The sequence below is a fragment of the Bradyrhizobium sp. Ken01 genome, assembly GCF_055807355.1.
The window spans coordinates 39,763-60,245 of the sequence record NZ_JBVVPC010000045.1 but is presented as its reverse complement, the minus strand read 5'-3'; the positions used below and the strand labels follow the sequence as shown (position 1 = coordinate 60,245).

The following is a 20,483-nucleotide window of genomic DNA, read 5'->3' as shown; positions in this document are numbered from 1 at the left end:
GGCCGGGTCCGCGACGAGGTGCTGAAGAGCACGGGACGGCGGCAGGAGCCGTTCGTCTACGGATCGCTCGGTGGCGATACCGTGGCGCTGGTGCCGCAGGTTGCGCCGCCGGTCGATCCGAATGCGGAAGCCCGGCGGGATTATGAGCTTGCAGCTCAGGCCGGCACCAAGCAGGCTTGGCTATCCTTTCTCGCCGTTCATGCCAGCGGTATCTATGCCAGCTTTGCGCATGCGGCGCTCGACAAGCTCGAGGCCGCAGAAAAAATAAGTGAGAACGCCGATGCCGTACAGCGGCAGGCCGAGCAGCAGGTCCGGCAGAAGAGCGACGATTTCAGGAAACAGCTCGAGGAGCAGGCGGCGCGCGAGACCGAACGGGCCACGCAGCAGATCTCCGAGCAGGCCCGGCGCGATCTGGAGAAGGAGCGCCAACGCCTCGCCGACCAGGCCAAGCGCGAGCTCGACGATGCCCGGCGGCAGGTTGCGGAGGCGCGCCGGCAGGCCGAGGACGCGGCCCTTCAGGTCGAGCAGGCGAAGAAGCAGGCCGCGCTGGAAGCGCAGCAACAGATCGAGGCCGCAAGGCGCGAGCAGGAACAGCGCGAGCGGGAGCGACAGGCCACACTTGCGGCTCTGACCCCGCCCGCCGCGCCGCCTGCTGCTCTCGCCGTGGCGCCGACCACTGCGCCGGCGATGGATCCTGCGGACATCGCCCGCTTGCTCCAGGCGCACCTGAAGCGCGTCGGTTGCGATCCCGTTGCGGCCGATGGCGCCTGGACTGCACCGTCGCAGAAGGCGCTCGACAGCTTCAACAGATATGCCGGCACCAAATTCGACGTGAAGATCGCAAGCCTCGATGCGCTCGATGCGGTGCGCGCCCGGCCCGATCGCATCTGTCCGCTGGTTTGTGCGAGGGGGCAAAAGGCGGTTGGCGACCGCTGCGTCCAGATCGTCTGTGACAACAAATTCGTGCTGGACGCCCAGGGCGTGTGCCAGCGGCGTCCCGATCCGCCGCCGCAGAAGCCAAAGGCTGTGTCCCGCCACGAACCGAGCTCGCGCGCGCCGTCTGCTCCGGCCAGCAGCGAGGGCGGCAAATGTTATACCTATGGCGGAAAGCAGTACTGCCAGTGATGCAACGTTGCTCGCCCCGAGTTGAGGGGCTGGTGAGATCCTCGCGTCCGTCCAGGATGCTCCCTCTACGAAGCCTCTCCCCGCGGCGGCGGATATCTCCGGGCCAGCGCCGACAGCGGCAAGTGTCGCTCGCCCTCCGGCAGCTCCAGATAGGCGAGCACGAGCGGCCGTTTCCAGTCACCGACGCCGAAATCCATCGCCATCCATTTCTGCGGTTCGGGGCCCTCGAGACCGCGCACCCAGACGAAATAGCGGGGGAGATCGTCGGTTTCCCTTTCCGTCGCGCGTCTCCTGGCCATCAAAGCTGCTCGCTGTATCATTACCTGTTACACACGATATAGGGACTGGCCCGGCGAAGTCGAACCGTCGGGGGAGGGGAGGGACTGGTCTCGTCGATCCAGTCCGCTAGGATCCGCGAGGAAGCTCCGATTTGATCTTTCGATACTGTCCTTCTAGCCTCACGTTGACGTCTCCCTCGCACGGGTGGTGCGAACGCAAGGGTTTGTTCAGTGAGGATTCTGATTGTCGAGGACGATGCCGCCATGGCGCGGGGCCTTGCCGAGCGGCTCAAGCTGTCCGGGTTCGCGGTCGATATAGAGTCCGATGGCGCTTCGGCGGCGCTGACCGCTTTGCTGGAACCCTACAGCCTCATCATCCTGGACATCAACTTGCCGAACGTGTCGGGTTTCGGCGTCCTGCACAGGATACGGCAAGCCGGGGCAACCGTTCCGGTCATGATTCTGACTGCCCGTTACGCGACCGGCGACAAGGTCAGCGGGCTCGATCTCGGCGCCGACGATTATCTCTCCAAGCCATTTGATATCGCCGAATTTGATGCCCGCGTTCGTGCGCTCGTGAGGAGGGGACAGGGGCTTCCCAATCCAACCTTGATCTGTGGCCCGCTCGCGTTCGACCGCGCCGCGGGCACGATTACATTGAGCGGCCGGCCGCTTGAATTGCGACGGCGCGAGTTTGCCGTGCTGGAGGTGCTGATGACCCGCGCCGGCAAAGTCGTGTCGAAGGAGCGCCTGATCGCGGAGGTGTTTGGCTTCGACGAGGCGGTAGCGCCGAACGCGGCGGAACTCTATGTTGGTCGCGTTCGCCAGAAACTCGGTCCCGCCGGGCCGCGGATCCGAACCGTCCGCGGGCTGGGCTATCTGCTGGAGGTATAGTGATCGCCACCTGGCGGCCGTCGTTGAGGCGAACGCTCCTCACCAATCTGGTGGCGCCCGCCATCGTACTGGCGATGGTGCTTGGACTCGGCGGTATGTTGCTGATCCAGCGCGTTGTGCAGACAGTTCATGACCGGTTGCTCGATGGGTCGGTTCTCGCTATCGCCGAACGCGTCGGCGTGGAAGATGGCGAACTGACCGTCGACTTGCCGCAGGTTGCGCTCGGCATGCTGGAAAGCCAGTCGCACGACAGCATCTATTACAGCGTGACTTATCTTGGCGAATTGATCACCGGTTACAAGGATCTTCCGCTCGCCGGGTTCGATCGATTGAAGGCCGGCGAAACCGGTCATGGCGATGGCGCGTATCGCGGCAAAGCGGTTCGTATCGGTGCGCAGGCGCGGCAGGTCTACGGCCGGCCAGGGTTGGTCGTCGTCGCAGTTGCCGAAACGGTGCAGGCGCGCCGCGTCGTCGAACGTGAAATGCTGATTGGATTGGTGATGCTCGAGGGCGGGTTGATTGGCCTCATCGCTTGCCTCGGCTGGTACGCGGTCGATCGAGGCCTGAGGCCGCTTGGCGAACTCAAGCAAGAAATCGACGCGCGCGGTATTCAGGGCGGTCCAAATCTCAATCCGCTCGACCTTTCCCGGGTGCCGCAGGAAGCTTTAGCACCGGCGCTCGCGGTAAATTCCCTGCTACAGCGGCTGGATCTGGCCATTGGACTGGTACGCCGATTCACCGCCGATGCCTCGCACCAGATGCGAACGCCATTGGCGATATTGCGGACGCATCTCGATCTGGTGCGACGCCTGGGGTCGGAGACGCCGGCGGGCAAATCTGCCCTCGACGAGGTCGATAACGCCATCAACCGCCTTGAACGGCTGCTCGGACAGCTCGTCACACTGGCTCGGGCCGACGAGCAGAACATTGCGCAACCGGCCGCGGAGAACGTTGACCTGAATGAGGTCGCCTTCAATGTCCTGTTGGAGCGTGCCCCACAGGCTTTCGCGCGCGACATCGACGTCCAGTTCGATCGATTTGACGGTCCCGCGGTCATCGCCGGCAATACCGTCCTGATTGGCGAATTGCTGGCAAACCTGATCGACAATGCCATCCGCTACAACCGACCCGGCGGGTTGGTCCTAGTTCGCGCGGTTGTTGACGCCACGACCGCGCGAATTGAAGTCGAGGATACCGGTCCGGGAATTCCGGAAGCCCATCTGGCCCGTGTCTTCGAGCGTTTCTATCGGATTCCGACGGCGAACGGACCTGAGGGCAGCGGCCTTGGACTGGCCATCGTGAAAGCGCTGTCGGACCGCCTCGGAGCTCAAATCGTGCTTGCACCTGGCCCGGAAGGCCGGGGTCTGCGGGTTTCCGTGAGCTTTCCTCTTGCCAAGCGTGACCGTGAAAGCTCAAGTTGAGGCTGGATTGTGCGCTGCTGTAGAAGTGGCCGCAGTCCCGAACCAAACTGAAGTTCGCAAGCCGATGAGGAAACGTCACGATGGCGGCTACGAGAGCCTTGGTCTTGTGCGTTGGAATCTTGCTGGCGTGGCCTGCCATGTCGGAGCAGGCGCGGCTCGGCCCTCTCAAGGGGCAAGCATCCGCTACCGCCGGAGCTCGAGAGCAACTCAAGGTCGTATCGACTACCCAGGACGCGGACGTCGCCGACTTGCTTGCCGATTTCCGGGCAAGTCATCCGGACATCGAGATCGTCCATACAAAGATCAATTCCAACGACATCTACAATCAAGTCGTGGATCCCTCGACCTCGAGCGCAGCCCCCGGAGACATTGTCTGGAGCTCCGCGATGGATCTGCAGATCAAGCTCGTCAATGACGGCTATGCCCAACCCTATGTGTCGAAGGAAATTGCGCATATCCCGGATTGGGCAATCTGGAAAGACGAAGCCTATGCCATCACGGCGGAGCCGATTGTCATTGTTTATAACAAGAACCTCGTTGCGGAGTCCGATGTTCCTCGAACCCGCGCAGATCTGAAGAGCCTTCTGAGCCGGAGGCGCGATACCTATCGGGGCAAGATCGCAACCTATGACCCGGAGCAGAGCGGGACCGGATTCCTGTTCATCACGCGCGATGCCGGAATCACGAGGACGACGTGGGATATGGTCCGTGCCTTTGGCGGCGCCGGTATCAAGCTCTACTCGACCACCGGAACGGTGCTTGATCGAATTTCATCCGGCGAACATCTGATCGCCTACAATATGATAGGGTCTTACGCGATCGAACGGGCCAAGGAAGATGCCTCTATCGGAATCGTGTTTCCTGCCGACTACATCACCTTGATGTCGCGCATAGCCTTCATACCGGTCACCGCGCCGCACCCGGAATCCGCGAAACTGTTTCTTGACTACTTGCTTTCGGAGCGCGGCCAGAAATTTCTCCTGGCCCGATCGGTCGGCCCTGTGCGTCTCGGCCTCGGTGCACAAGGCGTGATACCTGCGGATCGCAGCGGCGCGGTCAAGCCGATCCATATTGGTGCAGAATTGCTCACCTATCTCGATCAATCGAAACGAGCGAGCTTTCTCAAAGAGTGGCGCCGCGCATTGCAGGACCGATAGAAATCCACGGATCTGGATTTCAAACGGAACAACATCGAGAGAAGCCCCCGTATCTGCCGGCTCGTCAGGCGCGCCGTCTTCAACCCGATTTTCCTGCGGGGTGCATCAGCGACAGGTTGGTGACAGGCAGCTGATATACGATGAGGCAGCAATCGTGGCTTGAACGATCGCACCTCGCGTATCGGTCAACCCGGCCGCGATCAGGTTTCCAACACCTGCCAGACGGGTGGACAAGAGAAAAAATCATAAACGATAAAAGGGAGGACGGCATGACGGCTACCACCGGACAGTCGAAGCTTGGCATGGTGCTCCGCGTCACCAGTGGCAACTTTCTTGAGATGTTCGATTTCTTTCTGTCGGGCGTCTACGCGTCGTACATCGCCAAAGCATTCTTCCCGCTCGAAAATGAATACGCGTCATTGCTGCTGACCTTTGTCGCGTTTGGCGCAGGCTTTCTGATGCGTCCGCTCGGCGCCATCATCCTCGGCGCCTACGTGGATCGGATCGGCCGACGCCAAGGCCTGATCGTTACATTGTCGATCATGGCTGCCGGCACGGTGCTCATCGCGTTCGTGCCAAGTTACGCAACCATTGGCATATTGGCCCCGATCCTCGTCTTGGTTGGACGCCTGCTGCAAGGCTTCTCGGCTGGCGTCGAGCTTGGTGGTGTTTCCGTCTATCTCTCGGAAATGGCCACACCGGGAAAGAAGGGTTTTTACGCCAGCTGGCAATCGGCAAGTCAACAGGTCGCGATCATCGTCTCAGCCTCGCTGGGTTTTGCTCTCAATGCATGGCTTGCACCGGCGCAACTTGACGATTGGGGCTGGCGCATTCCGTTCTTCATCGGCTGCCTGATCGTTCCTTTCGTGTTTTTCATTCGACGCTCGCTGCAGGAAACCGATGAATTCCTGGCACGGAAGCATCATCCGACACCCCGCGAGATCTATCGCTCCATCCTCGCAAACTGGAGCATTGTTCTTGCCGGGATGATGATGGTGATCATGACTACGGTGTCGTTCTACCTCATTACCGTCTACACGCCGACATTCGGCAAATCGGTCCTCAAGCTGACCGCGGCCGATGGCCTGATCGTGACGATTTGCGTGGGAATATCGAATTTCATCTGGCTTCCCATCATGGGCTCGTTGTCCGATCGGATTGGTCGTCGGCCGATCCTCATCGCCTTTTCGACTTTGGCATTTCTGACTGCATATCCCGCACTTTCCTGGTTGGCCGCAGGCCCGACGTTCCCGAAGATGCTGACGGTCCTACTTTGGTTGTCTTTCATCTACGCCAGCTACAACGGTGCGATGATCGTCGCATTGACCGAGGTCATGCCGGTGGGTGTACGAACGTCGGGATTCTCCCTCGCATATAGTCTGGCAACGACGTTCGGCGGGTTTACGGCAGCGATCTGCACCTGGCTGATCGCTACCACTGGTGACAATGCGTCGCCGGGATATTGGATGAGCGCGGCAGCGCTCTGCGGTCTGGCCGGAACGTACCTCGTTTACAGGCCGCAACAACGACGCGCGCTGTCCGGCGCTGGTTCGGTTGAGACGGCAATAGGGACGTGACCACCAAGTGCTCGATGACGTCGACCGTCATCGAACAAGCAAAGTCCCCGAATAATTGCATCGAAGGAATTTGCCGATGAGCGTGACGATCGTCATGCGCAGGCTGACTGCGCTGAGCTTGCTGATTGTTTTGACGGCTGCGGCGGGAATCGCCGGGGCGTCCGAGGTCAGGGTCATGATCTCGGGAGGCTTGGCGACACCTTACAAGGAACTCGTCCCGCAATTCGAACGCGCGACGGGACACACGGTCGTCACGGCTTACGGCCCCTCGATGGGAACGACGGAGAACGCCATCCCCGTGCGACTGGCACGCGGGGAGGCAGCGGACGTGCTCATCATGGTCGGCGACGCGCTTGGCGAGATGATCGAGCACGGCAAGGCGGTCAGAACCAGCCGCGTCGACCTGGTACGCTCGCCGATCGGGATCGCGGTACGCGCTGGGGCGTCAAAGCCTGACATCGGGACGCCCGACGCATTGAAACAGGCACTGTTGAACGCGAAGTCGGTTGCGTACTCCGATAGCGCCAGCGGCGTCTATGTCGGCACTGAGCTGTTCAAGCGTCTCGGGATTGCCGCCGAGATGAAGGAGAAGGCCAAAATGATTCCGGCGGAGCCGGTCGCGAGTGTTGTTGCACGCGGTGACGCCGAACTCGGCTTTCAACAGATCAGCGAACTTCTGCCGATCGCTGGAGCCGACCTCGTCGGGCCGCTCCCGCCAGACGTCCAGAAAATCACGATCTTTTCTGCAGGCATAACATCCAGTGCCAGTCAGCCGGAAGCCGGACGGGCTCTCATTGCCTTCCTCGCTTCAGCTTCAGCTGCTCCGGCCCTAAAAAAAGCGGGTCTCGATCCCTTCGCTGCATCGGAGAAATAGACCGGCTTCAGATCTGCGGGAGACGGACGATTCCAGCGAAGGGGGACTTGAAAATGAAGCAGTATCTCAACAGCTTCGGCGCACGCCAGACACTTGTCGTCGGTGCAAAGACCTACGCCTATTATTCGCTTGCCGCCGCGGAAAAGAACGGCCTTCCCAGCGTCTCACAGCTGCCATTTTCCCTGAAAGTCATCATCGAGAACATGCTGCGCAACGAAGACGGCCGCGGCACGAGCAAGGCTGACATCGAGCATGCCGCGCTGTGGAGCCAGGACAAGGGCTCGGCCGAGAAGGAAATCGCTTTCAGGCCGGCCCGGGTGCTGATGCAGGATTTCACCGGCGTTCCAGCCGTCGTCGATCTCGCCGCGATGCGCGACGCCATGAAATCGCTCGGCGGAGATCCACAAAAAATCAATCCGCTAGTGCCCGTGGATCTCGTCATCGATCACTCCGTCATCGTCGACGCTTTCGGCAATGGTCAGGCGCTGGCCAGGAACGTCGAGCTCGAATACCAGCGCAACGGCGAGCGATATCGCTTTCTGAAATGGGGGCAGGGCGCATTCTCGAATTTCCGGGTGGTCCCTCCGGGGACCGGTATCTGCCACCAGGTCAATCTGGAATTCCTGGCTCAGACGATCTGGACCGGCCCGGCCGAAGACGGCGGCAATGAACTGGCCTACCCGGATACGCTGGTCGGCACGGATTCGCACACCACAATGGTCAACGGCCTGGCCGTACTCGGATGGGGGGTCGGCGGTATCGAGGCTGAGGCTGTCATGCTCGGTCAGCAAATTTCGATGTTGCTGCCGCAAGTCGTCGGTTTCAAGCTTACCGGCCGGCTCAAGGAGGGCGTCACGGCGACCGATCTCGTGCTGACCGTGACTCAGATGCTGCGCAAGCGCGGCGTCGTCGGCAAGTTTGTCGAGTTCTATGGCCCGGGGCTCGACGACATGACGGTGGCGGACCGTGCGACCATTGCGAACATGGCGCCGGAATATGGCGCGACCTGCGGCTTCTTTCCGATCGATCAGCGGACAATCGATTATCTGGCCATAACCGGCCGCGATCCCGACCGCGTCGCGCTGGTCAAGGCCTATGCCGAAGCCCAGGGCATGTGGCGCTCCGCCGATACCCCGGACCCGGTGTTCACGGATTCCCTGCAACTCGACATGACCGATGTCGTGCCGTCGATCGCCGGACCAAAACGGCCACAGGATCGCGTGACGCTCGACACCGCGAAAAGTGCCTTCCTCGGCGCCATGGATCAGGAGTTCCGGCAAATCGCGCAGACCGGCACGCGGCATCGCGTTGAAGGCGAAAACTTCGATCTCGGTCACGGCGACGTGGTGATCGCCGCCATCACGTCGTGCACGAACACGTCGAATCCCAGCGTCATGCTGGCGGCAGGACTGCTGGCGCGCAACGCCGTCGCCAAAGGGCTGAGGACAAGGCCATGGGTCAAGACCTCGCTTGCGCCGGGGTCGCAGATCGTCGAGGAGTACTTCAGGAAATCGGGTCTTCAAACCGATCTCGATAGGCTCGGCTTTAATCTGGTCGGTTTCGGCTGCACGACCTGCATCGGAAATTCCGGCCCGCTCCAGCAAGCAATCTCCGACACCATCTCGGGCAATGATCTCGTGGCGGTCGCGGTTCTCTCCGGCAATCGCAACTTCGAGGGGCGGGTCAATCCGGACGTGCGGGCGAACTATCTGGCGTCGCCGCCGCTGGTCGTCGCCTATGCGCTCGCCGGATCGATGGCATTGGATCTGGTGAAGGAGCCGCTCGGCTTCGGCAGCGACGGAAAGCCGGTGTATCTGCGGGATATTTGGCCATCGAGCAAGGATGTGCAGGATTGCATCGATCGTACGATCGGCAGCGAGATGTTCAAGACGCGCTATTCGGACGTCTTCAGCGGCGATACTAACTGGAAGAATATCGGCGTCACCAAGGGGCAAACCTACGAGTGGGACCAGGTTTCGACCTATGTCCAGAACCCACCATACTTCGTCGGGATGACCAGGGAGCCGACGCCGCCGACCGACATCATCAATGCGCATATTCTTGGCATGTTCCTCGATTCGATCACCACCGATCACATCTCGCCCGCGGGTTCGATCAAGGAGAGCAGCCCTGCCGGGCGCTATCTGCGCGATCACCAGATCCGCGTCGTCGACTTCAATCAGTACGGCACCCGCCGCGGCAATCATGAAGTGATGATGCGGGGCACGTTCGCCAACATCCGCATCAAGAACCAGATGGTGAAGGACGAAGCCGGCAAGGTGGTCGAGGGCGGCTATGCCATTCATCAGCCGAGCGGCCAGCGGATGTCGATTTACGACGCCGCCATGCGTTACCAGGCCGACAAGGTGCCGCTGGTGGTTTTCGCCGGCAAGGAATACGGCACCGGTTCGTCGCGCGATTGGGCGGCCAAGGGCACCAACCTTCTCGGTATTCGCGCCGTTATTGCCGAAAGTTTTGAGCGCATTCACCGGTCCAACCTCGTCGGCATGGGCGTGATGCCGCTGGTGTTCGAGGAGGGTACGTCCTGGCGGTCGCTCGGACTGAAAGGCGACGAGATCGTGACCCTGCGCGGAATCGAGAGCGGCCTGGTGCCGCGCCAGAAGCTCGCGATCGAGATCCGCCAGTCCGATGGCGCGAGCAAGATCCTCGTTCCCCTGACCTGCCGCATCGATACGCTCGACGAGCTGGAGTATTTCCGCAACGGCGGAATTCTTCAATACGTCCTACGCCAACTGGCAGCCTGACGGCCACCGATCATGAGGACGCCATGACTTCAACTGCTGCACGGCCATCGCACATTGAAAAGGAAACGATGCGGAAGGTGACGTTCCGCATCATTCCCTTCCTGATGGTCTGTTACTTCATAGCGTTCGTCGACCGCGTCAACGCCGGTTTCGCCGCGCTGCAAATGAACCAGGATATCGGCCTCTCGTCGGCGGCGTTCGGGCTTGGTGGCGGGCTGTTCTACATCACTTATGTCCTTTGCGAGGTGCCGAGCAATCTGGCGATGGAGAAGGTGGGAGCCCGGCTCTGGATCGCGCGGATCATGATTACGTGGGGCATCGTCGCCGCATGCATGGCGCTGGTGGTGGGGCCCAACTCGTTTTATCTCGTGCGAATGTTGCTGGGGGCTGCCGAGGCAGGGTTCTTTCCCGGCGTCATTCTCTATTTGACCTACTGGTTCCCCGCCGAATACCGCGGCCGGATCGTCGCGATCTTCATGGTTGCCATTCCGATTTCGAGTTTCCTCGGCTCGCCGATTTCCGCCTCGTTGCTGCAGCTTGAGGGATATCTCGGCTATCACGGCTGGCAGTGGATGTTCGTGCTGGAGGCGGTACCTGCGGTCCTTCTCGGCATCGCCTCGTTCTTCGTGCTGCCCAACGGTCCTGCCAATGCGCGATGGCTCACCGATGCGCAGCGCAACTGGCTGGCCAATAGATTGGCCGCCGACACTTCTTCGCCGAAAAAGGCCGCGGCGCATTTGTCGCTTTGGCAGGTCGTGTCCAACAAATATGTTCTCGCCGCGTCGCTGATCTATGCCGGCGCGTCCGGCTCGAGCCAGGTTCTGTCGCTGTGGCAGCCCCAGATCATCAAGTCGTTCGGCCTGAGCAACATGGAAACCGGGTTGGTCAATTCCATCCCGTTCGGAATTGCATCGGTGCTGATGGTGCTCTGGGGCCGGAATTCGGATCGCACGCGCGAGCGAACCTGGCACACCGCGATTCCGCTGCTGCTCTTGGCGGTCAGCCTTTCGCTTGCTCCATTCACCAGTGCGCTGCTTCCGGTGGTCCTGTTGCTGTGTGTCTCCGTCACCGCCACCTACATCGTCAAGGGGCCGTTCTGGGCGCTTGCGACGGAATGGATGTCGGCTGGCGTTGCCGCCGCCGCGATCGCGCAGGTCAACGCGATTGGAAATATCGGCGGATTCCTGGGGAGCTATCTGCTCGGCGTGATCAAGGATGCCACTGGCAGCTACTCACTGGGGCTGCTGCCGCTTGCCGCTCTGTCCGGCGCGGGATGCATCATGGTGCTGGCGCTCGGCCGAAATCCGCAACGCGACGCCGTGGCCGTGCAGGAGCCAGTCCATTGAACGCCGGGCCAACGTTTCGAAGGACGCCGGCTGAGAACGCCGTTTCATTCATGGGGATTTGCGATGACCACAGCTAAATCACTGCAGAAGCGGCCCGCCACGCTCATTCCAGGCGACGGTATCGGCCCCGAGATCGTGAAATCGGCCGTCGACATTCTCGAAGCGCTAGGCTCTCCATTCGAATGGGATATCCAGCAGGGTGGCTTGGCCGCGATCGAGGATTGCCGTGATCCGCTGCCGCAGGCGACGCTGGACAGCATCCGGCGCACGCGGCTTGCCCTGAAGGGCCCGCTAACGACCCCGGTGGGGGGAGGATTCCGCTCGATCAATGTTCGTCTGCGCGAGGAGTTCGGCCTTTACGCCAATCTGCGGCCGGTTCGAAGCATGGTTCCCGGAGGACGATTCGACGAAATCGATATCGTGCTGGTCCGAGAGAACCTCGGCGGCCTCTATGTCGCTTTCGAACACTACATCCCGATCGGGGACGATCCGCACGCGGTCGCCATTTCGACCGGGGTCAATACCCGCGAAGGATCGCGCAAGATCATCGAATTCGCATTCGACTACGCGCTCAAGAACGGTCGCAAGAAGGTGACCGTCGTGCACAAGGCCAACGTGCTGAAGGCGCTGACCGGCATCTTTCTCGAGGTCGGTCACGAGGTTGCAAAGAAATACGAAGGCAAGGTCAAGATGGACGATCGAATCGTCGATGCGACCGCCATGCAGCTCGTCATGAATCCCTGGCAGTTCGACGTCATCGTCACCACCAATTTGTTCGGTGACATCCTGTCCGATCAGCTCGCCGGCCTGGTCGGCGGCCTCGGTATGGCGCCCGGTGCCAACATCGGACCGGATGCGGCGATCTTCGAGGCCGTGCACGGCTCGGCGCCGGATATCGCTGGCAAGGGAATCGCCAATCCGCTCGCTTTGCTGCTGGCGGTCGGGCTGATGCTGGAGCACATTGATCAGCCTGATCTCGCAATCCGTCTTAGAGCGGCAATTGATCAGGTCTTGCGCAAGGACGGCGTCCGCACGCCCGATCTGGGCGGAAAGGCGTCCACTGGCGACTTCACGCGAAGCATCATCCGTCGATTGGGAGGGTAAGCAATGACCGCTATTGTTGCGTCGCACGCGGCAATCCCCGTTGATAGCACGGCGCAAAAGCTCTCGCGTATCAAAGCGATCGTGGCTGCCTCGTCGGGAAACCTGGTCGAGTGGTACGACTTTTATGCTTACGCATTTACCTCGATCTATTTCGCGGCCGCGTTCTTCCCGTCGGGCGACCAGACCAGCCAGTTGCTGGCGACGGCGGGCATTTTCGCCGTAGGGTTCTTCATGCGGCCGCTCGGTGGCTGGCTGTTCGGTTGGATCGCCGACGCGCATGGCCGCAAGAATTCGATGGTGCTGTCGGTGCTCCTGATGTGTGCCGGATCCCTGATGATCGGGATGCTGCCCACGTACCAAACAATCGGCGCGGCGGCGCCCGCTTTGCTGCTGTTTGCGCGCATGGCGCAAGGCCTGTCGGTCGGCGGAGAATATGGAACGGCGGCAACTTATATGAGCGAGATTGCCGGCAAGGGCAACCGCGGGTTCTATTCGTCCTTCCAGTATGTCACGCTCATCGGCGGACAACTTCTCGCGCTCCTCGTCGTAGTGGTTCTGCAGCAGACCTTGTCGATCGACGAGTTGAAGGAATGGGGATGGCGGGTTCCATTCCTGTTCGGAGCCGTCGCAGCCGTTGTGGCGTTGTATCTCCGCCGCTCGTTGCAGGAAACGGCGTCGGCAGAGACCATGCATCGCAAGGAGGCTGGTTCTCTCGCCGGCCTCTGGCATCACAAGCGCGCGCTGCTGATCGTTCTCGCATTCACGATCGGCGGATCGCTGTTTTTCTATACGTTTACGACCTACATGCAGAAGTTCCTGGTCAATAGCGTGAAGCTGGATGCCAAGGTGGTCAGCTCGATCATGACCGCTGCCCTGATCGCCTTCATGCTGCTGCAGCCGGCGTTCGGGATGCTCTCGGACCGGATTGGTCGCCGCAACAACATGCTTCTGTTCAGCGGATGCGCGACGCTGGCCGCGGTGCCGCTGTTGATGATGTTGTCCAGCACGACCAGCGTCTATGCCGTTTTCGGCCTGATCATGGTCGGCCTCATGATTGCATGTTTCTACACCTCGATTAGCGGCGTCGTGAAGGCCGAGCTGTTTCCGCCCGAGGTACGCGCGCTTGGGGTCGGGCTTCCTTACGCTATTGCAAATGCGATGTTCGGCGGAACCGCCGAGTATGTTGCGTTGTCACTGAAATCGTCCGGATACGAAACGGTATTCTTCTGGTACGTCGCGGCGATGGCTTTCGTTGCCTTCATTGCCTCGCTCTGGATGCCAGACACGAGGACGCGAGGCTATCTCGAAGGCGATGGCCGGATCTGATCGAACACCACGGGCCTCGTCCATGCGTGGGATGGTGTCTGCTGAGAAGTGAATTGAAAAGGAGACGCGCTAATGCCGAAGGGTTCAGATCTACTGGTTGCCGCGCTCGAGAACGAGGGCGTCGACCGGATTTTCGGTGTTCCCGGTGAAGAGAACCTCGATGTCGTGGAAAGCCTGCGCAACTCTTCGATCAAGCTGATCCTGACACGCCACGAGCAAGGCGCGGCCTTCATGGCCGCGACTTATGGACGGCTGACCGGCAAGCCCGGCGTGTGCATCACCACGCTTGGCCCTGGCGCATTGAACCTGACAACTGGCGCCGCCTACGCGCTGCTCGGTGCCATGCCCATGATCATGCTCACGGGTCAGAAGGGCATCATGAGCAGCCGGCAGGCCAAATTCCAGATCGTCGACGTGGTTAGCGCTTTCAAGCCGTTGACCAAGCTGTCGCTCCAGATCGTCAGCACAAGCGGCATTCCGACAATCGTTCGCGATGCCTTCCGGATCGCCATGGAAGAGCGTCCGGGTCCGATTCTTCTGGAACTGCCCGAGGACATCGCGGGCGAGGAAGCCGAAGACGTCGCGATGGTGGCGCCGCATCCGATCGAGATTCCGGTCGCTCATCGTGCCTCGCTGGACCGCGCCGCCGACATGATCCTCAAGGCCAAGCGGCCATTGATCATGCTCGGCGCCGCCGCGTCCCGGCCGCGCAGCACGGCTGGCATCGGTGGCTTCGTCCGCCGCACGAAAATTCCGTTCTTCACCACACAAATGGGCAAAGGAACGGTACCTGGCGGCAGCAATCTCTACATGGGAACGGCGGCGCTCAGCGAGCGCGATTACGTGCATGAAGCAGTCGACCGGGCCGACCTGATTATTGCCATCGGTCACGACACGATCGAAAAGCCGCCATTCATCATGGGCCCGAAAGGTCCTCAAGTCATCCACGTCAGCTACACGCCGGCCAACGTGGAGCGGGTCTACTTTCCGCAATGCGAAGTGGTCGGCGATGTCGGGCCGAGCCTGGAGTTGCTGGCCGACCGTCTCGAGGGGCGACTGCATCATGCCGGCGCGCTGTTGAGCCTTCGCGAGGGCATCTTGGCCCGGATCGGCGATCGCGCCACCGAGGAGCGCTGGCCGCCGACACCGCAACGCATCGTGCACGATGTGCGAAAGGTCATTCCCGAAGACGGCGTCGTCGCGCTGGATAACGGGATGTACAAGATCTGGTTCGCCCGCAACTACCGCACCTATGTGGCGAACACGCTGCTGCTGGACAACGCGCTCGCGACAATGGGCGCCGGGCTGCCATCCGCCATGATGGCGGCGATGTTGCATCCGGAACGTCGCGTGCTCGCGGTCTGCGGCGACGGCGGCTTCATGATGAATTCGCAGGAGATGGAAACCGCGGTTCGCCTCAAATTGAATCTCGTCGTGCTGATCCTAGAAGATTCGGCCTATGGCATGATCCGCTGGAAACAGGCGGTCGATAGTTTCCCGGACTTCGGCCTTACGTTCGGCAATCCGGATTTCGTCAAATATGCCGAGAGCTACGGCGCGAGAGGCTCGCGGGTCGAAAGCACGGATTCATTGATTCCGACGCTCGAAAACGCGTTCAAGGGCGGCGGTGTGCACCTCGTCGTGGTGCCGATCGACTACAGCGAAAATACACGCGTGCTCGTGGATGAACTTCGCGAGAAGCTGAAACAGGTCGTTGAGCCGGCCGTGTGAGCCGTCGGCAAGGGTCGATTGAGCAGCTGAGCTGAAATTGGCGTGGTCGTAACGCCGGCAATGGAGAGTGCAATGAGTGAGCAGATCAACGAGCAGGCCGAGAAGATGCGGGAAATGGCGCAGACCACGCTCGACAAGGCGAAAGAGGCCGTGTCGAAGTACATGACCGAATCCCAGAAATTGAGAGAGAAGGCCGATTCCAGCGTTCGCTCAACCTATTCGGCTGCGAAGGAGATGAACGAAAGAGCCGTCGCGTTCGCCGAGGAAAATGTGGCTTCGGGTTTCGAGCTTGCGCAACGGCTGTTGCATGCCAAGGACCCGCAGGAAATGAGTGCGGTTTATCAAAGCCATCTCAAGGAGCAGATGGAAAAAATGAACGCGCAGTTTCGCGAGCTTGCAAGTGCGATGAGCCCACCGTCGACCGTCGACCTGAATAAGTGAGGCCGGTTGCCTCAAATCGAGATCAAATCGCCTGATCACTGGATGTTGCTTGCACGCGGTCCGAGCGCGGACGATGCATCATCCTCAAGACAATCGTATCGCGGTGCGTCGGGGAGGCTCCAGGGTGGGCACAAAAAAGTCAGATACAGTGATCCATGACGTGCCGGCCGGCTGGTCACAGCGGGCTCATGCTGACGCTGCGAAATACAGCCGCATGTATGCCTCGTCGGTATCGACGCCGGATGCTTTCTGGGCGGAGCACGGCAAGCGGATCGACTGGATCAAGCCGTTCACGAAGGTGAAGAACACGTCCTTCGCGCCCGGCAAGGTCTCGATCAAGTGGTTCGAGGACGGCACCACGAATGTGGCGATGAACTGCATCGACCGGCATCTTGCCCAGCGCGCCGGCCAGGTCGCGATCATCTGGGAGGGTGACGATCCCGACGAATCCAGGCACATCACCTACGCGGAGTTGCACGATCAGGTCTGTCGTTTCGCCAATGTCCTGAAAAGTCACGGTGTGAAGAAAGGCGACACCGTCACGATCTACCTGCCCATGATTCCGGAAGCCGCCTATGCCATGCTCGCCTGCGCGCGGATCGGGGCGGTCCATTCCATCGTGTTCGGCGGGTTCTCGCCGGATGCGCTGGCCGGGCGCATCGAGGGCTGCCAGTCCAAAGTCGTGATCACCGCCGATGAGGGGTTGCGCGGCGGCCGCAAGGTACCGCTGAAGGTCAATGCCGACGACACGGTCAAGAAGGCGACCGGCATTGTCAAGACGGTGATCGTGGTCAAGCGCACCGGCGGTGCAATCGACTGGGTCGACGGCCGCGACGTCTGGTACGCGGACGAAGTGGCAAAGGCTTCGACCGATTGCGCGCCGGTCGAAATGAACGCGGAGGACCCGCTGTTCCTTCTCTACACGTCGGGTTCAACCGGTGCTCCAAAGGGCGTCGTTCACGGCACGGGTGGCTATCTCGTTTTTGCGTCGATGACGCACCAATATGTGTTCGACTATCACGACGGCGATGTCTACTGGTGCACCGCCGATGTCGGCTGGGTCACCGGCCACAGCTACATCGTCTACGGCCCGCTGGCCAACGGCGCGACCACGCTGATGTTCGAGGGGATACCGAACTATCCCTCGACATCGCGCTTTTGGCAGGTCGTCGACAAACACAAGGTCAACATCTTCTACACCGCGCCGACCGCGATCCGTTCGTTGATGGGGGCGGGCGAAGGGCCGGTCAAACAGACCAGCCGTGCATCGCTGCGGTTGCTCGGCTCGGTCGGCGAGCCGATCAATCCGGAAGCGTGGGAATGGTATCACCGCGTCGTCGGTGATGGACGTTGTCCGATCGTCGACACCTGGTGGCAGACCGAGACCGGCGGCATCCTGATCTCGCCGCTTCCCGGCGCGACGGCCTTGAAGCCCGGTTCGGCAACCCTGCCGTTTTTCGGGGTGATGCCGGAAGTGGTGGACGCAAATGGCGTCGTGCTGACCGGCGCGTGCGAAGGCAATCTCGTCATTGCGGACTCCTGGCCGGGCCAGATGCGCACGGTCTATGGTGATCACGAGCGCTTCATGCAGACCTATTTCGCGACATATCCGGGCAAGTATTTCACCGGCGATGGCTGCCGCCGCGATGCCGACGGGTACTACTGGATCACCGGTCGCGTCGACGACGTCATCAACGTCTCCGGTCATCGCATGGGGACCGCCGAAGTCGAAAGCGCGCTCGTTGCCCACCAGAAAGTCTCGGAAGCCGCCGTCGTCGGCTTTCCGCACGACATCAAGGGGCAGGGCATCTACGCCTACGTCACGTTGATGTCCGATGCGGAGCCATCCGGGGAATTGCGCAAGGAGCTGGTGGCCTGGGTCCGCAAGGAGATCGGACCGATCGCCGCACCTGACGTCATTCAGTTTGCGCCGGGCCTGCCCAAGACCCGCTCTGGAAAGATCATGCGTCGGATTTTGCGCAAGATCGCCGAGGACGAAGTCGGCGCGCTCGGCGATACCTCGACCCTGGCCGATCCCGCCGTGGTCGACGATCTCATCAAGAATCGCCACGGCCGAAAGCCGGTGTCGACATGAATATTGAAGCGATTTCGATCGGTGACAACCCTCCTGAAGACGTCAATGTCATCATCGAGGTTCCGATCGGCGGTGAACCGATCAAATACGAAATGAACAAGGCGGCCGGCGCGCTGTTTGTCGATCGCTTCCTGTATACGCCGATGCGCTATCCCGGAAATTACGGCTTCGTGCCGCACACGCTTTCAGACGATGGCGATCCGATCGACGTCCTCGTGGCCAATTCGCGGCCGATCGCTCCCGGCGCCGTAATCAATGTGCGGCCGATCGGCGTGCTCAAGATGGACGACGAGGGCGGCGGCGACGAGAAGATCATCGCCGTGCCGATGCCGAAACTGACGATGCGCTATGCCCACGTCAACGGGATCGCTGACATGCCGCAGATCGCGATCGAGCAGATCCAGCACTTCTTTGAGCACTACAAGGATCTGGAGCCTGGGAAGTGGGTGAAGGTGATCGGATGGGGCGACAGTGCCGAAGCGCGCCGGCTGATCGTCGAGGCCATCGCGCGAGCAAAGAGCTGAAACCGAGATATGGGCAACGATATGAGATTGGTTCTGTTGGGGCCGCCAGGCGCAGGCAAGGGCACGCAGGCGACGAGGATCGTGACTCGATTTGCGATCCCGCAATTGTCGACCGGCGACATGCTGCGCGAAGCGGTCGCGCAAGGCACGGCTGCGGGATTGCGGGTCAAGCACATCATGGATCGCGGTGAACTCGTGCCCGACGATGTCGTGGTGTCCGTGATCGCCAACCGAATCGATCATTCCGACGCGGCAAACGGCTTTGTCCTTGACGGCTTCCCGCGCACGGTCGCCCAGGCCGAAGCGCTCGATCGGGAACTCGCCACCCGGGGCATCAAGCTCGATGCCGTGCTCGAGCTCGAGGTCGACGAAGGTGCGCTGCTCGACCGCATCAAGGGGCGCGCCGACGAGGCGGCAAGCCGAGGCGAGCCGGTGCGCCGCGACGATAATCCCGAGGTCTTCAAGACCCGGCTCGACGTTTATCGCGAGCAAACCGCGCCGGTCACGCGATACTACCGGTCGCAGGGACTGCTCAACATCGTCGACGGTTTGCAGCCGATTGACGCCGTGACCGAACAGCTCGCCGCGGCGCTTGCGGCACTAACGTCCGATCAGATCAGGAGTGATGTCAGATGAAAGCGTTTACCTTCCAGGCGCCGCCCAACATCCTGTTCGAGGCAGGCGCCTCGAAAAAGCTGGCGGAGTTGGTCGCTGGATACGCGGCAAAACGTGTCCTGCTGGTGACCGACAAGGGTGTACGCAATGCCGGCCTGACTAAGAACGCCGAGGCTGGCCTGATTGCCGGCGGCTGCGAGCTGACAATATTCGAGGACGTGGAGGCGGATCCGCCGTCGCATATCATCGAGCGGGCGGTCGCACTTTGCCGTGACAAGGACATCGAGCTGGTTGCCTCGATCGGCGGCGGCAGCGCGCTCGATACCGCGAAATTGGTGGCCTATCTGGCCAAGACGCCTGATCGCCTCGAAGATATCTACGGCGTCGGTCTTGCCAAGGGCGAACGCCTTCCGCTGCTGCTGGTGCCGACAACGGCCGGAACGGGCTCGGAGGTGACCCCGATCGCGATCGTCACCACGCCGACGACTGAGAAAAAGGGCGTCGTTGCGCCCCGCCTGCTTCCGGACTGGGCGATCCTTGATCCGGAGCTGACGCTCGGCCTGCCCGCGCATGTCACCGCGGCGACCGGCATCGACGCCATGGTCCATGCCATCGAAGCCTATACCAGCAAGCACCGGAAGAATCCGATGTCGGACCAGTTGGCGCGGCAGGCTCTCGCGCTCCTGTCGGCGAATGTCCGGACGGTCTGTGCGGACGGATCTAATCTCGAAGCGCGGTCGCAAATGCTGCTGGGTTCGATGTTGGCCGGCATGGCGTTCGCCAATTCCCCGGTTGCCGCCGTGCACGCGCTGGCCTATCCGATCGGCGCGCTGTTCCACGTGCCGCATGGCCTATCGAATGCCTTGGTGCTGACCCAGGTGCTGCGGTTCAATTTGCCGGAGGCAGAAGGCCTCTACGCCGAACTGGCGCCGATCGTCGATCCCAAGTCGGAAGGAATGAGTGTCAGCCAGCGGGCACGGCTGTTCGTCGACGCGATCGCAGCGATCTGCCGCGACTGCAACGTGCCAGCCTCGCTGGCCGACGTCGGCATTGCGAGGGGCGACCTGAAGAAGCTTGCCGAGGACGCGATGAAGCAGACGCGGCTTCTCGTCAACAATCCCAGGGAGTTGAGCTTCGACGATGCGCTGGCGATCTACACCGAGGCGTTCGGCAACCGCGCGGCAGCCTGAACGGGCACAAAGAGTGAGTA

Annotated in this window: 16 protein-coding genes and 1 pseudogene; 16 read left to right on the top strand and 1 reads right to left on the bottom strand. The window is 61.2% G+C overall.

What is annotated here, in order from left to right; translation table 11 throughout:
- Positions 1-1,125, top strand: a pseudogene (locus AC0L3S_RS31475) (caspase family protein); the annotation flags it as partial.
- Positions 1,126-1,190: 65 nt separating this feature from the next.
- Here AC0L3S_RS31475 and AC0L3S_RS31470 read toward each other — a convergent pair.
- Positions 1,191-1,424 carry a hypothetical protein gene (locus AC0L3S_RS31470; RefSeq protein ID WP_473263872.1) on the bottom strand — a complete coding sequence of 78 codons (234 nt, stop codon included), beginning with the start codon at positions 1,422-1,424 and terminating at the stop codon, positions 1,191-1,193.
- A 210-nt stretch (positions 1,425-1,634) separates the two neighbouring features.
- On the opposite strand from AC0L3S_RS31470, the gene AC0L3S_RS31465 reads away from it, so the two are divergent.
- From AC0L3S_RS31465 to AC0L3S_RS31395, 15 genes are all read left to right on the top strand, one after another.
- The gene (locus tag AC0L3S_RS31465; RefSeq protein WP_473283541.1) at positions 1,635-2,297 is read left to right on the top strand and encodes a response regulator; all 663 of its coding nucleotides are present in this window, start codon (positions 1,635-1,637) and stop codon (positions 2,295-2,297) included.
- Entirely contained in the window at positions 2,297-3,718 is a 1,422-nt protein-coding gene (locus tag AC0L3S_RS31460; RefSeq protein WP_473283539.1) for a sensor histidine kinase, read from the top strand. The genes AC0L3S_RS31465 and AC0L3S_RS31460 overlap by 1 nt, the downstream gene beginning before the upstream one ends.
- Positions 3,719-3,855: 137 nt before the next feature.
- A complete protein-coding gene (locus tag AC0L3S_RS31455; protein WP_473283537.1) occupies positions 3,856-4,875 on the top strand; it encodes an ABC transporter substrate-binding protein in 1,020 nt (339 codons plus the stop codon).
- 269 nt (positions 4,876-5,144) lie between these two features.
- On the top strand, positions 5,145-6,452 hold the full coding sequence (gene tcuC / locus AC0L3S_RS31450) for a tricarballylate/proton symporter TcuC (RefSeq protein WP_473263874.1): 1,308 nt from the start codon (positions 5,145-5,147) through the stop codon (positions 6,450-6,452).
- Between the two features lie 76 nt (positions 6,453-6,528).
- Positions 6,529-7,326: a substrate-binding domain-containing protein gene (locus AC0L3S_RS31445; protein ID WP_473283535.1), complete on the top strand. Its 798-nt coding sequence runs from the start codon at positions 6,529-6,531 to the stop codon at positions 7,324-7,326.
- A gap of 53 nt (positions 7,327-7,379) precedes the next feature.
- The gene (acnA, locus tag AC0L3S_RS31440) at positions 7,380-10,091 is read left to right on the top strand and encodes an aconitate hydratase AcnA (protein ID WP_473283533.1); all 2,712 of its coding nucleotides are present in this window, start codon (positions 7,380-7,382) and stop codon (positions 10,089-10,091) included.
- A gap of 68 nt (positions 10,092-10,159) precedes the next feature.
- Positions 10,160-11,437, top strand: a complete 1,278-nt coding sequence (locus AC0L3S_RS31435; RefSeq protein ID WP_473263866.1) for an MFS transporter — start codon at positions 10,160-10,162, stop codon at positions 11,435-11,437.
- 63 nt (positions 11,438-11,500) lie between these two features.
- Positions 11,501-12,541, top strand: a complete 1,041-nt coding sequence (locus AC0L3S_RS31430) for an isocitrate/isopropylmalate dehydrogenase family protein (RefSeq protein ID WP_473283531.1) — start codon at positions 11,501-11,503, stop codon at positions 12,539-12,541.
- Positions 12,542-12,544: 3 nt separating this feature from the next.
- Positions 12,545-13,867: an MFS family transporter gene (locus tag AC0L3S_RS31425; RefSeq protein ID WP_473263864.1), complete on the top strand. Its 1,323-nt coding sequence runs from the start codon at positions 12,545-12,547 to the stop codon at positions 13,865-13,867.
- Between the two features lie 72 nt (positions 13,868-13,939).
- Positions 13,940-15,598 carry an acetolactate synthase large subunit gene (locus AC0L3S_RS31420; RefSeq protein ID WP_473283529.1) on the top strand — a complete coding sequence of 553 codons (1,659 nt, stop codon included), beginning with the start codon at positions 13,940-13,942 and terminating at the stop codon, positions 15,596-15,598.
- A 72-nt stretch (positions 15,599-15,670) separates the two neighbouring features.
- A complete protein-coding gene (locus AC0L3S_RS31415) occupies positions 15,671-16,039 on the top strand; it encodes a phasin family protein (protein WP_473263862.1) in 369 nt (122 codons plus the stop codon).
- A 124-nt stretch (positions 16,040-16,163) separates the two neighbouring features.
- On the top strand, positions 16,164-18,134 hold the full coding sequence (gene acs, locus AC0L3S_RS31410) for an acetate--CoA ligase (RefSeq protein ID WP_473283527.1): 1,971 nt from the start codon (positions 16,164-16,166) through the stop codon (positions 18,132-18,134).
- Positions 18,131-18,658 (top strand): inorganic diphosphatase, encoded by a 528-nt coding sequence (gene ppa / locus AC0L3S_RS31405; RefSeq protein WP_354169193.1) that lies wholly within the window; start codon positions 18,131-18,133, stop codon positions 18,656-18,658. Before acs ends, ppa begins: the two co-directional genes overlap by 4 nt.
- Positions 18,659-18,679: 21 nt before the next feature.
- A complete protein-coding gene (locus AC0L3S_RS31400) occupies positions 18,680-19,294 on the top strand; it encodes an adenylate kinase (RefSeq protein WP_473283525.1) in 615 nt (204 codons plus the stop codon).
- Positions 19,291-20,463: an iron-containing alcohol dehydrogenase gene (locus tag AC0L3S_RS31395; RefSeq protein WP_473263859.1), complete on the top strand. Its 1,173-nt coding sequence runs from the start codon at positions 19,291-19,293 to the stop codon at positions 20,461-20,463. The genes AC0L3S_RS31400 and AC0L3S_RS31395 overlap by 4 nt, the downstream gene beginning before the upstream one ends.
- The last annotated feature ends 20 nt before the right edge of the window (positions 20,464-20,483 follow it).